The sequence below is a fragment of the Phreatobacter sp. GW821-FHT04C01 genome (assembly GCF_059420385.1).
Genome location: NZ_JBWKTP010000018.1, coordinates 42,580 through 55,271 on the forward strand (window position 1 = coordinate 42,580; position 12,692 = coordinate 55,271).

At 68.4% G+C, this 12,692-nt stretch carries 10 protein-coding genes; 7 read left to right on the top strand and 3 right to left on the bottom strand.

Annotated features, from left to right (window positions below; translation table 11 throughout):
* The first annotated feature begins 441 nt into the window (after nt 1–441).
* A complete protein-coding gene (locus AC07WJ_RS36010; protein WP_494939556.1) occupies nt 442–2,421 on the top strand; it encodes a methyl-accepting chemotaxis protein in 1,980 nt (659 codons plus the stop codon).
* 21 nt (nt 2,422–2,442) lie between these two features.
* On the opposite strand, the gene AC07WJ_RS36015 is transcribed toward AC07WJ_RS36010, so the two are convergent.
* Together AC07WJ_RS36015 and AC07WJ_RS36020 are read right to left on the bottom strand one after the other, a co-directional pair.
* Nucleotides 2,443–4,221: a sensor histidine kinase gene (locus AC07WJ_RS36015; protein ID WP_494939557.1), complete on the bottom strand. Its 1,779-nt coding sequence runs from the start codon at nt 4,219–4,221 to the stop codon at nt 2,443–2,445.
* A 294-nt stretch (nt 4,222–4,515) separates the two neighbouring features.
* Nucleotides 4,516–5,640, bottom strand: coding sequence for an AbrB family transcriptional regulator (locus tag AC07WJ_RS36020; protein ID WP_494939558.1), 1,125 nt, complete (start codon nt 5,638–5,640; stop codon nt 4,516–4,518).
* A gap of 311 nt (nt 5,641–5,951) precedes the next feature.
* On the opposite strand from AC07WJ_RS36020, the gene aroQ reads away from it, so the two are divergent.
* From aroQ to AC07WJ_RS36050, 6 genes are all read left to right on the top strand, one after another.
* On the top strand, nt 5,952–6,407 hold the full coding sequence (aroQ, locus tag AC07WJ_RS36025; RefSeq protein ID WP_494939559.1) for a type II 3-dehydroquinate dehydratase: 456 nt from the start codon (nt 5,952–5,954) through the stop codon (nt 6,405–6,407).
* A gap of 36 nt (nt 6,408–6,443) precedes the next feature.
* Entirely contained in the window at nt 6,444–6,920 is a 477-nt protein-coding gene (gene accB, locus AC07WJ_RS36030; protein WP_494939560.1) for an acetyl-CoA carboxylase biotin carboxyl carrier protein, read from the top strand.
* 14 nt (nt 6,921–6,934) lie between these two features.
* Nucleotides 6,935–8,287 (top strand): acetyl-CoA carboxylase biotin carboxylase subunit, encoded by a 1,353-nt coding sequence (gene accC, locus AC07WJ_RS36035; protein ID WP_494939576.1) that lies wholly within the window; start codon nt 6,935–6,937, stop codon nt 8,285–8,287.
* Nucleotides 8,288–8,357: 70 nt separating this feature from the next.
* Nucleotides 8,358–8,936 (top strand): glutathione peroxidase, encoded by a 579-nt coding sequence (locus AC07WJ_RS36040; protein WP_494939561.1) that lies wholly within the window; start codon nt 8,358–8,360, stop codon nt 8,934–8,936.
* Nucleotides 8,937–8,979: 43 nt separating this feature from the next.
* The gene (gene rnd, locus AC07WJ_RS36045) at nt 8,980–10,134 is read left to right on the top strand and encodes a ribonuclease D (RefSeq protein WP_494939562.1); all 1,155 of its coding nucleotides are present in this window, start codon (nt 8,980–8,982) and stop codon (nt 10,132–10,134) included.
* Between the two features lie 208 nt (nt 10,135–10,342).
* A complete protein-coding gene (locus tag AC07WJ_RS36050; RefSeq protein WP_494939563.1) occupies nt 10,343–11,557 on the top strand; it encodes a dipeptidase in 1,215 nt (404 codons plus the stop codon).
* 246 nt (nt 11,558–11,803) lie between these two features.
* Here AC07WJ_RS36050 and AC07WJ_RS36055 read toward each other — a convergent pair whose 3' ends face one another.
* Nucleotides 11,804–12,637 carry a universal stress protein gene (locus tag AC07WJ_RS36055; protein ID WP_494939564.1) on the bottom strand — a complete coding sequence of 278 codons (834 nt, stop codon included), beginning with the start codon at nt 12,635–12,637 and terminating at the stop codon, nt 11,804–11,806.
* Nucleotides 12,638–12,692: the final 55 nt, after the last annotated feature.

Genomic DNA, 12,692 nt, shown 5'->3' on the forward strand with positions numbered 1-12,692 from the left:
GCGGTCTCGGCGGTTTGTTCCGCCGAGGTCGCGGTGGATACGGGAGCGCCCCGACCATGTCAAGGCGCATCGACGTCCTCCTGTGCATAGATTTCGCAATCCGCCGCACCGGGCCGTTTTGGCGCGGCCACCTCTTCCCTCTTCACGGCGTCGCCGCCGCGTATTCGTGGCCGTGCGAACGTCTTGGCCAGTATCACTGGTCGGCCCAACCGTAGGGCCGGACGTCGTCGCATCGGTTCGACCGATGACTTTGATGATTTGCCGACCGATCCCGCCACTCCCTTGTGTGGCGAGACAGAAGATCTCTGGATCGAAACCAGCATGGCTGGGAATATTTCGCCTCGATTAGACGATTGTTAACCGTAAACCGGCGTCATGACCGCAGGAAAAAAGGACTGGCGCCGCCCGACGGCGCCAGACGGCGCATGGGGGGCCGGGTTCATGGTTCTGGGTCAGATGTTCAAGCTCCGCAGCATTGGAGCGAAGCTGATGCTGTCGATGACGGCGACCGCTCTGGCCGCCGCCGCGGCGGTCGGCTTCGCCGGCTACCGGCAGCAGCAGTCCCTGAGCGACCTGGCGATCGAGCAGGCCCTCATCCAGCGTTACGACGCCATCGTCGCCGCCATGGCCGAACAAGGCCAGCGGGCGCTCGCAACCTCCCTGTCGATCGCCAATGACCCGCGCGTCGGCGCGGCCTTCAGCAGCGACGACCGCCCTGCCCTGCTCAACCGGTTCAAGGCGCTGTCGACAGTGCTGCGCAGCGATCTCGGCCTGGCGCTGATCAGCTTCCAGAAAACCGACGGCACCAATCTGGCGCGCGTCCATGCGCCCGATGCCCATGGCGACAACGTCCTCGGCCGCCGGCACATGATCCGTGATGCGATTCGCTCGGGCCGCACGCTCGTCGGCATCGAGCCCGGCCGCGACAATATCAGCATCTTCGCCAGCGTCCCGACGCTGCACGAGGGCGCGATCGTCGGCATTACCGATATCGGCGCCGTGCTCGGCGCGGAATTCCTGACCGACCTCAAGCGCCGCTTCAACGTCGACGTTGCCATGCATCTGGTCCAGGACGGCAAGATCGCGACGCTCGGCGCGACCTTCGCCGACAAGACCATGCTCGACGGCGCGACCCACCAGGCCGCGCTCGCCCAGCCGACCGCATGGCGCGCGGCGACTCTCGCCGGACATCCGGCCGCGGTCCTGGCCGGCCCATTGAGAAACTATTCGGGCACGCCCATCGGCACGGTGGAGGTGGCGCTCGACACCACCGCCTTCGTCACAGCGCGCGACCAGGCCATGCTGGTGCTGCTGGGCGTGCTCGCCGCGGTGGCGCTGGCCGGCGTCGCCGTCGCGCTGATGCTGACCCGCCATCTCGGCCGGCCGGTGCGCGCGTTGAACGAGACCATGCTGGCGCTGGCTGGTGGCGACCACGGCCGCACGGTGCCCTCGACCGGGCGCAGCGACGAGATCGGTGCCATGGCCCGCTCCGTCGAGGTGTTCCGCACCAATGCCATCGAACGCGAGCGGCTGGAGGCGGACACTCTCGGCGAGGCTGCCGCCCGCCGCGGCCGCCAGCTCAGGATCGACGCGCTGGTCCGCGACTTCAGCGATTCGATCGGACCGGTGCTGCAGGGCGTCGGCGACAATGCCCGCCGGATGGAGGAGACCGCACGCACCCTCACCGGCATCGCCGCCTCCGCCTCCGGCCAGGCCGATGAAGCCGCCGGCGCCTCCAAACAGGCCTCCAGCAACGTCCAGTCGGTCGCGGCGGCCTCGGAAGAGCTCTCCGCCTCGATCAACGAGATCGCCAGCCAGGTCGCCCAGACCAATGAGGTCGTGGTGCGGGCCAGCCGCGAGGCCGGCGGCGCCAATGAACGGGTCAAGGCGCTCGCCGATGCGGCCGGCCGGATCGGCGCCGTGCTCGGCCTGATCCGCGACATTGCCGAACAGACCAACCTGCTCGCGCTCAACGCGACCATCGAGGCGGCGCGCGCCGGCGAAGCCGGCCGTGGCTTCGCCGTGGTGGCGAGCGAGGTGAAATCGCTCGCCGGCCAGACCGCCAAGGCGACCGAGGAAATCGCCGCCCAGATCAATTCGGTCCAGCAGGAAACCGGCACGGCGGTGACCACCATCGAGGCGATCGCCGGCACCATGGGCGAAGTCTCCAACTACGCCTCGGCGGTTGCCGCCGCCATCGAGCAGCAGCGCGCGGCGACCGGCGAAATCTCGCAGAACGTCCAGGCGGCGGCGACCGGCACGGCACGCGTGGTCGACAATATCACCGGCGTCACCACGGCATCGGCCGAGACCAACCGGTCCGCCGAACAGGTGCTGGTCGCGGCCCGCAGCCTGTCCGATCAGGCCGGCTCGCTCGGCCGCTCGATCGAGAGCTTCCTGAGCGAAGTCCGCGCCGCCTGAGCCGGCGCGCCAGGGCGACGGTCAATCGGTGCCGGCCTCCGGCATCGGCTCGCCGGCCGCCCGGCGGATCGCCGCCTGCAGCCGGTCGGGCGCCAGCGGCTTGTGCAGCAGGACATGGCCGCTCGCGGCAAGCTCGCGCAGCCGCTCCGGCGAGGTGTCGCCGGTGACGATCAGGGCGGGAACGCGATAGCCGAGATGGCCGGCCAGGCGCTCGATGGCGGCCACGCCGGTCATGCCATCGGCCAGACGATAGTCGGCGATGATGACGTCGACCGGCGGCGCGCCAGCCTCCGCGTGCCGGCGGCGGACCGCGTCGACGCTCGCCCCGGTGAAGCCGCGATGGCCCCAGGTCGACAGCAGCACCGCGATGCCCTCCAGCACCTGGCGATCGTCGTCGACCACCATGATGCCCAGCCCGGAGACCGCCGCCTGCGCCGGCACGACAGGCAAAGCCGCGGCCGCCGGCGCGCGCGGCAGGCTGAGCGAAAAGCTCGACCCCTTGCCGGGCGACGACCGCAGCTTGACCGGATGCCCGAGCAGGTCGGCCAGGCGCCGCACGATGGCAAGGCCGAGCCCCAGGCCCTCCTGGCGGTCGCGATGCGGGTTGTGCAGCTGGGTGAACTCCTCGAACACCGCCTCCTGCTGATCCCCGGGAATGCCCGGTCCGGTGTCGAGCACCTGGATCTCGATCCTGTCGCCGCGACGGCGGCAGCCGATCAGGACGCGGCCGCCGGGCGCGTAGCGCAAGGCATTGGACAGGAAATTGTCCAGGATGCGCTTCAGCAGGGCGGGATCGCTCTCCACCCAGGCCTCTGACGCCACGGCACGCAGCGTGATGCCGCGCTCCCGCGCCTGGGCGCCAAACTCCTCGCGCAATCCCGCGATCAGCCGCGCCAGCGAGATCGGCCGCCGGTCCACCGAGACCAGCCCGGCGTCGAGGCGCGATACGTCGATGAGGCCGTGCAGCAGGCCGCCGAGCGAAGCGATGATCGCCTGCAGCTTCTCGGCGATGCCCTGCGCCTCCTGGCGGCCGACATCGCCCTTCCGGGCAAGCGCTGCCAGGGCCGCGGTGAACAGTCCGAGCGCGTGCAGCGGCTGGCGCAGGTCGTGGCTCGCGGCGGCGAGGAACCGGGTCTTGGCGTGGTTGGCGGCGGTCGCCCGGTCACGCTCGTGCTCGAGCCGGTCGATCAGCGCCGCATTCTCGAAGCGCAGCGCGACGGTTTCCCGGAGCGACCGGTAGTTGATCCGGCAGTAATAGAGACTGACGACGATCAGGCAGGCCTGAAGGACAAGGTAGAGGTCGAAGACCGGATCGTCCTGGGTAAGGCAGCGCAGGGCGAAGGGCGCATGCATGGCGAGCAGCACCCGGGCATGCGCCGGCGGATGCGCCGACACCGACGACACGCCGCCGCCCGACATGCCGGTGAGCACGATGCAGACGAAGGCGATCAGGTGGGCCTGGGACGGCACGAAGCCGATCCAGCCGAGTGCGCCCCATGACAAGCTCCACAGGATCGACAGCGAGGTGAAGCGCCAGGCCCAGGTCTCGAGGCCGGCCGTGTCGCCCGTCCGGCGGAAATAGCGGCGCGACAGCAGCCAGCGTGCCCCCGTCATCAGATGGATCGCCGCGGCCCAGGTGAGCAGCGCGGAAGCCGGCACGCTGCCCCACAGCACGTAGACGACCGGCCAGGGCACGACCACGCTGGCGATCATCGCGCCGTAGGACTGGCGATAGAGCAGGTCGACCAGGGCCGCCCGCAGACGCACCTCGCCGCTTGCGCCGGCCTCGGCGATGGTCATCGCCGCGCCCCCGGCCGGGCGATGGCCCCTGCCATCCCCGTGGGCGCCGCCCGCGGCACGCCTGCCCTGCTGAACATCGGATCAATGCCCCCATTTCCGGGTTTGCGCGCCGGCCTCGCCGCCGGCAAGGCCTTGGGATCTCCGGCCCGTGGGATCTCTGGCCCGTGGAATCTCCTGGCCGCCTGCCAGCCCATGCATCTTGCTGAGGCAAGGCGGACGATTTGGGAACTGTGGCACGGCGCAGCAGGGCGCCGTCGGCCGCCGGGCGGCAGGTGGTGGCCCGGCCGGTCCGGCTCATTCGGCCGGCTGGCGCGCCGGCCTCTGCTCCGCGCCGAGGAATCGGTTGGCGAGGCGGAACACCAGCGGCGCGGAAATCATGATCAGGAAGACGCGGATGATGTGATGGGCCGCGACGAAGGCCACCTCGGCATGCAGCGCCACCGCGATCAGGCTCATTTCGGCGAGCCCGCCCGGCGAATAGGCGAGCGCCAGCGTCACCACGCTGAAACCCGAGACGCGCGCCACGATGACGGCGAAGACGGTCATCCAGAACAGCAGGATGACCGTCGATCCCACGGACAAGGCCAGGATGCGCATCACGGTGCGGCTGGCGGTGCCGGCGAAACGGCAGCCGATCACCACGCCGAGAATGAGCTGCGCCGCATTGACGATCTCGAAGGGCGGCTTGAAGTCGCTCCAGCCCATCAGGTGCACCGAGGCGCTGACCAGCATGGGCCCGAGCAGGTTCTTGGCCGGCAGCCTGAGCAGATGGCCGAGCAATGCGCCGGCCAGGCCGCAGCCGACCAGCCAGGCCTCGCTGACCAGCGGCGCATTGAACATCGAGACCGCCCCGGCGGCGCGGTTGAGCGAGACGCCCTCGATCCACTGGATGGCGAAGGGCAATGTCATCACGATCATCAGGATGCGCGCAGAGTGGACCAAGGCGATGACCCTGCCGTCGCCGCCGCGCTCCTCGCCATAGGTGATCATCTCGACCAGCCCGCCCGGCATGCCGGAAAAGAACGCCGTGGTGCGGTCGTAGCCGCCGACATGGCGGAAATACCAGACCACCGTCAGGCCGCAGGCGGTCATGAAGGCGATGAGGCCGAGAATGGTCGGCAGCCACTGGGGGATCTGCGCGATGACGGCGGGATTGAAGCCCGAGCCGAGCATGACGCCGATCACCGCCGACATCGGCGGCCGGATGACCGACGGCGCGGCGACCGGCGCGCGGGTGAGTGCCGCCACCGTGCAGAACATCATGGCGCCGAGCATCCAGGGCAGCGGCAGCTTGAGGGTCGAGAAGATCATGCCGCCGGCAAAACCCAGCAGCAGCGCCAGCGCGAACTTGGGATAGGGCAGCCGCGACGGCGCCAGTTCGGCGATGCCGTAGCGGATTTCAGCCAGCCAACTGTTCACGCCCTGCTCCTCCGGTGATGGGCGGCCCGGGTCACGCCCGGATCGATGCGGCGTTCGAGGGCGCGACCGATGCTGCGGAAAGACGGCCGCAGGACCATGCCGTGCGAGCGCATAGCACCTTCGACAAAGCCCACGCCAGTTGGACTTATCCACGATGCCGCCGGGTCGGAACCGGGCCTGCGACGGGTCGCTTTCCATCCGGCGCGGCCCGGCCTATAAGGGCCGGCCCGGAGGGTTGCGATTTTCCGGGGCCGCCTTGATTCCGGCTGGGATCGATCGCGGAGCGGCCCCAGATGGACCCGACCCCACGCATGAGCACCGTTCTCGTCCTCAACGGACCCAATCTCAACCTTCTCGGCACACGCGAACCGGCGATCTACGGCGCCACGACGCTGGCCGACGTCGACGCGCTTTGCCGCCAGGCGGCGGCCGAACACGGCTTCACCGCCGATTGCCGGCAGTCCAACCATGAGGGCGTGCTGGTCGATTGGATCCATGAGGCCGGCCGGGCCTATGCTGCCGGCACATTGAAAGGCGTCGTGCTCAATGCCGGCGCCTATACCCATACCTCGCTCGCGATCGCCGACGCGATCCGGGGCACCGGCGTGCCGGTGATCGAGGTCCACGTGACCAACGTGCACGCCCGCGAGGCGTTCCGTCATCACTCCTATCTCTCACCCGTCGCGCGCGGGATCATTGTCGGGCTCGGCCCCAATGGTTACGTGCTCGCCATTGCCGCGCTCGCCGGACTTCCGCCGAAGGCCTGAGGGCCGACGGCGAAGCGATCGGCCAAAGAGGGCCCCATGCTCAAGAACAAATATCCCATCGATCCCGCGCTCATCCGCGAACTCGCGCAGGTGCTGACCGATACCGACCTGACCGAGATCGAGGTCGCCCATGACGACCTGAAGATCCGGGTCGCGCGCCAGATCACGGTGCACACGACGGTCGCGGCCCCGGTCCATGCGCAGGCGGCCCCCCTCGCCGCCCCCGCCGCGGTGCCGGCGAGCGCCGCGCCGGCGGCGATCGACGATCCGCGCAAACATCCCGGCGTCGTCACCTCGCCGATGGTCGGCACCGCCTATCGCCGCCCCTCGCCGGACGCCAAGCCGCTCGTCGAGATCGGCACGGTGGTGAAGGAAGGCGACCGGCTCTGCCTGATCGAGGCGATGAAGACCTTCAACGACATCGCGGCACCGCGCAGCGGCACGGTCACCCGCATCCTGTTCGACGACGGCCGGCCGGTGGAATACGGCGAGCCGCTCATGATCGTCGAATGAGCGGACAGGTGCCCATGTTCCACAAGGTCCTGATCGCCAATCGCGGCGAGATCGCGCTCCGGGTGCTGCGCGCCTGCAAGGAGCTCGACATCGCGACCGTCGCCGTCCATTCGACGGCCGATTCCGACGCCATGCACGTCAAGCTCGCCGACGAAAGCGTCTGCATCGGGCCGCCGCCGGCACGCGACAGCTATCTCAACATTCCCCAGCTGCTCGCCGCCTGCGAGATCACCGGCGCCGACGCGGTCCACCCCGGCTACGGCTTCCTGTCGGAAAACGCCCGCTTCGCCGAGATCCTGGAAAGCCACGGCATCACCTTCATCGGCCCGAAGGCCGAGCATATCCGGGTGATGGGCGACAAGATCGAGGCCAAGCGCACCGCCAAGCGCCTGGGCATTCCGACCGTTCCCGGTTCGGAAGGCGGCATCGACAATGACGACGACGCCCGCCGCGTCGCCAAGGAGATCGGCTTCCCGGTCATCATCAAGGCCGCCGCCGGCGGTGGTGGCCGCGGCATGAAGGTCGCGCGCACGGCCGACGAGCTCGAGGTCGCGCTGCAGACCGCCAAGACCGAGGCCAAGGCCGCCTTCGGCGACGACGCCGTCTATATCGAGAAATATCTCGGCAAGCCGCGCCATATCGAAATCCAGATCCTGGGCGATGGCCAAGGCAGCGCCATCCATCTCGGCGAGCGCGACTGCTCGCTGCAGCGCCGGCACCAGAAGGTCTGGGAAGAAGGCCCCTCGCCGATCATCACGCCGGCCCAGCGCGCCGAAATCGGCGGCGTCTGCGCCAAGGCCATGGCCGATCTCGGTTATGTCGGCGCCGGCACGATCGAATTCCTCTACGAGGACGGCAAGTTCTTCTTCATTGAGATGAACACCCGCATCCAGGTCGAGCATCCCGTCACCGAGATGATCACCGGCATCGACCTGGTCAACGAACAGATCAAGATCGCCGCCGGCCAGAAGCTGTCGATGAAGCAGTCGGACATCGTCATCGAGGGCCATGCGATCGAATGCCGGGTCAATGCCGAGAACCCGTCGACCTTCCGGCCCTCGCCCGGCAAGCTCGGCCTGTTCCATGTCCCCGGCGGCCTGGGCGTGCGCGTCGACAGCCATGCCTACCAGGGCTACACGATCCCGCCTTATTATGATTCGCTGGTCGGCAAGCTGATCGTCCATGGCCGCACCCGTGCCGAATGCCTGGCCCGGCTGAAGCGCGCCCTGGACGAATTCGTCGTCGACGGCATCGAGACCACCATCCCGCTGTTCCGTACGCTGGTGCGCAATCCCGAGATCGCCGCCGGCAATTACGATATTCACTGGCTGGAGAAATTCCTGGCCACGAACGAGATCGCGGCCTGAGCGCCGCGATCGCGCCTGCATCCGAATTGGCGGTTCGCGGTTAGGCCCTGAGACTGGAGGAGCCGCGACCATGCCTCTCGACAAGATCAGTTTCGACCGACGTTCCCTGATTGCCGCCGCCGCGACCCTGGTCGCGAGCCCGGCGCTGGCGCAGGTTTCCAGCCGGATCTCCAATTCGGCCTATGCCTTCACCTTCGATGGCCTCGAAGGCGAACCCGTCAGGCTCGCCGATCATGCCGGCCGGGTCCTGCTGGTGGTCAACACCGCCTCGTCCTGCGGTTTCACCCCGCAATATACCGACTTGCAGACCATGTGGGAGCGTTATCGCGCGCGCGGCCTGGTGGTGGTCGGCGTGCCCTCCGACGACTTCAACCAGGAGCGCGGCACGGCGCAGGAGATCGCCGAGGTCTGCCACGGCCAATATGGCGTGTCCTTCCCGATGACCGCCAAGCAGGTGGTGCGCGGCGCGGGCGCCCATCCCTTCTATCGCTGGGCGGCGGGCCAGCGGCCGACCGACATCCCCACCTGGAACTTCCACAAATTCGTCATCGGCCGCACCGGCCTGATCGCCGGAGCCTTTCCGGCGCGGATCCGGCCGGTCGATCCGCGTATCGTCGCCCTTGTCGAAACACAACTTGCAGGCGCTTGAAACCGCTTCGCAATCGTCACCCGACTCCTGTATGTAAGACGCGATGCTGATCACTTCCTCGTCCGACCTTGCCGCGATCTGCGCGCGCCTCGCCAAACATCCCTTCGTCACGGTGGACACCGAATTCCTCCGTGAGACGACTTTCTGGCCGAAACTCTGTGTCATTCAATTGGCCAGCCCGGATGAGGCTGTGGCCATCGACGCGCTTGCGCCCGGCATGGACCTGACGCCGTTTTTCGACCTGATGACCGATCCGGCCGTGATCAAGGTGTTCCACGCCGCGCGCCAGGACGTCGAGATCGTCTGGCACCTGTCCAAGCGCATCCCCGCGCCGCTGTTCGACAGCCAGGTCGCGGCCATGGTGCTCGGTTACGGCGACAGCATTTCCTATGACCAGCTGGTGCAGCGCACCAACGGCACGATGCTCGACAAGACCAGCCGCTTCACCGACTGGTCGAAGCGGCCGCTCAGCGAAGCCCAGATCACCTATGCCATCGCCGACGTCACCCATCTGCGCGACATCTACGTCAAGCTGACCGCCGAGCTGGAGAAGCGCGGCCGCAGCGAATGGGTCGCCGAGGAAATGGGCGTGCTGACCTCGCCCGAAACCTATCGCCAGGAACCGGAGCGCGCCTGGGAGCGCTTCCGCAACCGCGTGCGCAAGCCGCGCGAGCTCGCCGTCCTGATGGACGTCGCCGCCTGGCGCGAGCGCGAGGCCCAGGCCCGCGACGTGCCGCGCTCGCGGGTGCTGAAGGACGACAGCCTGATCGACGTCGCGATGACCGGCCCGAAGACGGTCGAGGCGCTCGGCGCCATGCGCTCGATCCCGAAGGGATGGGAGCGGTCGCGCGACGGCATGGCGATCGTCGAGGCCGTGCAGACCGGCCTCGCGCGCGATCCCAAGACCTTGCCGCCGATCGACAAGCATCGCCCGCCGAGCCATTCGCAGTCGGCCACCGTCGAGCTCCTGAAGGTGCTCTTGAAGATGGTCGCCGAAAAGCATCACGTCGCGGCCAAGGTGGTGGCGACCTCGGATGATCTCGACCGCATCGCCGAGGACGACGAGGCCGATGTCGGAGCGCTCAAGGGCTGGCGGCGCGAGCTGTTCGGCGAGAATGCGCTCGCCATCAAGCACGGCAAGATGGCGCTGGCGATCGAGCGCGGCCGGGTGGTGACCGTCGATCGGGACGTCCCCTGATCCGCGTCCCGCGGTGGGGTGGTGACAGTCAACCGCGACCTCGGCTGATCCGCGTCCCGCGGTGGGGTGGTGACCGTCGATCGGGACGTCCCCTGATCCGCGTCCCGCGGCCGGCCGCCATGCATTGGAGAGCCGCGCGGCAAAGGCCGCCGCGCGCCATAGTCGGATGGGCCGCATTCCCGTGGCGGCACGGCAAGAGAGACCCGTCATGACCAAGTCGGACCCGGCCCTGGACAAGGCCCACGAACTGCTCGGCAAATATCCGCTGTTCGACGGCCATAACGACCTGCCGTTCACCATTCGCCGCGACCAGGCCGCCCATGGCGACGTCGCGGCCTATGGCCTCGACCGCGTCCACCAGGAGAGCGACACCGATATTCCGCGCCTGCGCGAAGGCCGGGTCGCGGCCCAGGTCTTCGCCGCCTTCGTGCCGACTTCGGTGCCCCGGCCCGCCCGTTTCACCCTCGAGCAGCTCGCGATTTGCCTCGATATCGAAACCGTGCACAAGGATGCCTTCCTGCCGGCCCGGCACCCCGGCGACGTCGCGCGCGCCCGCAAGGCCGGCAAGATCGCCTCGGTCATCTCGGTCGAGAGCGGCGTCGGCCTGGAGAATTCGCTGAGCCCCTTGCGGGTCTGGCATGCCGCCGGCATGCGCATCCTCACACTTTGCCACAACGAGACGCTGGACTGGATCGACTCGGCCACCGACGCGCCCCGCCACGACGGGCTGACCGATTTCGGCCGCGCGGTCGTCGCCGAATGCAACCGCCTCGGTGTCATGGTCGACCTCGCCCACGCCTCGCCGAAAGCGCAGCACGATGCGCTCGACCATGCCCGCGCGCCGCTGCTCTGGTCGCATTCCAACGCCTTCGCGCTGTGCGACCATCCGCGCAACGTCACCGACGACGTGCTCGCCCGGGTCAAGGCCAATGGCGGCATGGTCATGGCGACCTTCGTGCCGAATTTCATCTCGCGGAAGAGTCGCGAATGGATGACGCCGTTCCAGGTCCACGGCAAGACCCGGCCGGGGCTCGATATCGACGCGGCGGTCACCGAGAAGGCCAAGGCCGAGGGTCCCTGGCCGAGGGGCTCGATTTCGGAGCTTTGCGACCATATCGAATATATCGTCGGCAAGACCGGCCCGAACCATATCGGCATCGGCTCCGACTTCTATGGCGGTCCCAATCCCGACGACCTCGCCAATGTCTCGCGTTTCCCCCACCTGATCGCGGCGCTGATCCGGCGTGGCTGGTCCGACGCCGCGATCGGCAAGATCGCCTCCGGCAACATGATCAGGCTCTGGAAGACCGTCGAGCGGAAGGCCGGCGAACGCGCCGAAGCCGAACCGCCGGGCGTCGCCCAGGTCGCGGCCGAGGCGATCAATCTCAAGCCGCGCACCAAAACCGAGCCGGCCAAGGGGTAATGGCGCCAGAGGCTGCGCTGTGATCGTGACCGGCTGATCCTGGTGGGAACAAGTCGTGGATGCCCGGGACAAGCCCGGGCAAGACGATGCGTTGACCTCAAGGGGATGTGGAGCAGCCGTCGCACGATGCTGCCGTGGCCAAAGACGGCGTGATGCTCACACATCGTCATGCCCGGGCTTGTCCCGGGCATCCACGACTTGCGTTTCTCCGAACTCAGCCGCCCTGATCACACAGCGCGGCGCCGCTCAATGCGACATCAGCACCGGCACCGACGAATATTGCAGCATAGTCGTCGTGGTGCCGCCCAGCACCATCTGCCGCAGGCGGGAATGGGCATAGCCGCCCATCACCACCAGCTGGGCGCGCACCGACGCGGCATGATCGGCGATCGCCTTGCCGGTGCCGCGTGTATAGGGCAGATCGGTCACCGACACCTTGACGCCGTGATGGGCGAGCATGGGCGCGAGCGCCGCGCCCGCGACCCGGTCCTCGGCATGCCGGTCGCCGAGCACGGAGACGATCTCCACCTGCCCTGCCCGGTCGATGAACGGCGTCGCCCCGCCGACCGCGCGCGCCGCGACCGCCGAACCGTCCCAGGCGACGATCACCGTATTGGAGGCGCGTTCCGCCTCGAAGCCGTCGGGCACCACGATGACCGGCCGGCCGCTCGACAGGAGCAGCGTCTCGGCAAGCTCCGTCGACCAGATGTCGGCGGCGCGCGGCCGGCCGCAGACCGCGAGGTCATGCAGGCGGGCGCGCTTGCCGATACGGGTGAACAAGGGATCGATCGCATCGCTCACCACTTCCACCGAGGCCGCCACGCCGTTGATCTGCGCGCTCCGGCCGATCGATTCGGCGAGCTCGTCGGCATCGCGGCCGCGGAAGTCGTTGTCGTCGGTGACGATCGCCTGGACCTCGGCGACCCCGGAATAGACCACCACCGGCACCTTGATGGCACCGACCACCACGGAGAGATGGGCCTTGTGGTCGGCGGCCAGCGAGATCGCATAATTGATCGCGCCCGCCGGGCGCTCACCGTCACCGGCGACAAGAGCGAGCAGAACTGTCTTGATCGACATGGCACGACCTCCGCTGCGTGGTACCGCCCGACTGAATCGGAGCGGCGCCAGCCAT

Bases quoted from the DNA above. Each gene is read 5' to 3' on its own strand.
- rnd (WP_494939562.1), top strand. From the start codon at position 8,980: ATGCTGATCACTTCCTCGTCCGACCTTGCCGCGATCTGCGCGCGCCTC.
- AC07WJ_RS36040 (WP_494939561.1), top strand. From the start codon at position 8,358: ATGCCTCTCGACAAGATCAGTTTCGACCGACGTTCCCTGATTGCCGCC.
- AC07WJ_RS36010 (WP_494939556.1), top strand. From the start codon at position 442: ATGGTTCTGGGTCAGATGTTCAAGCTCCGCAGCATTGGAGCGAAGCTG.
- aroQ (WP_494939559.1), top strand. From the start codon at position 5,952: ATGAGCACCGTTCTCGTCCTCAACGGACCCAATCTCAACCTTCTCGGC.
- accB (WP_494939560.1), top strand. From the start codon at position 6,444: ATGCTCAAGAACAAATATCCCATCGATCCCGCGCTCATCCGCGAACTC.
- AC07WJ_RS36015 (WP_494939557.1), bottom strand. From the start codon at position 4,221: ATGACCATCGCCGAGGCCGGCGCAAGCGGCGAGGTGCGTCTGCGGGCG.
- AC07WJ_RS36050 (WP_494939563.1), top strand. From the start codon at position 10,343: ATGACCAAGTCGGACCCGGCCCTGGACAAGGCCCACGAACTGCTCGGC.
- AC07WJ_RS36055 (WP_494939564.1), bottom strand. From the start codon at position 12,637: ATGTCGATCAAGACAGTTCTGCTCGCTCTTGTCGCCGGTGACGGTGAG.
- accC (WP_494939576.1), top strand. From the start codon at position 6,935: ATGTTCCACAAGGTCCTGATCGCCAATCGCGGCGAGATCGCGCTCCGG.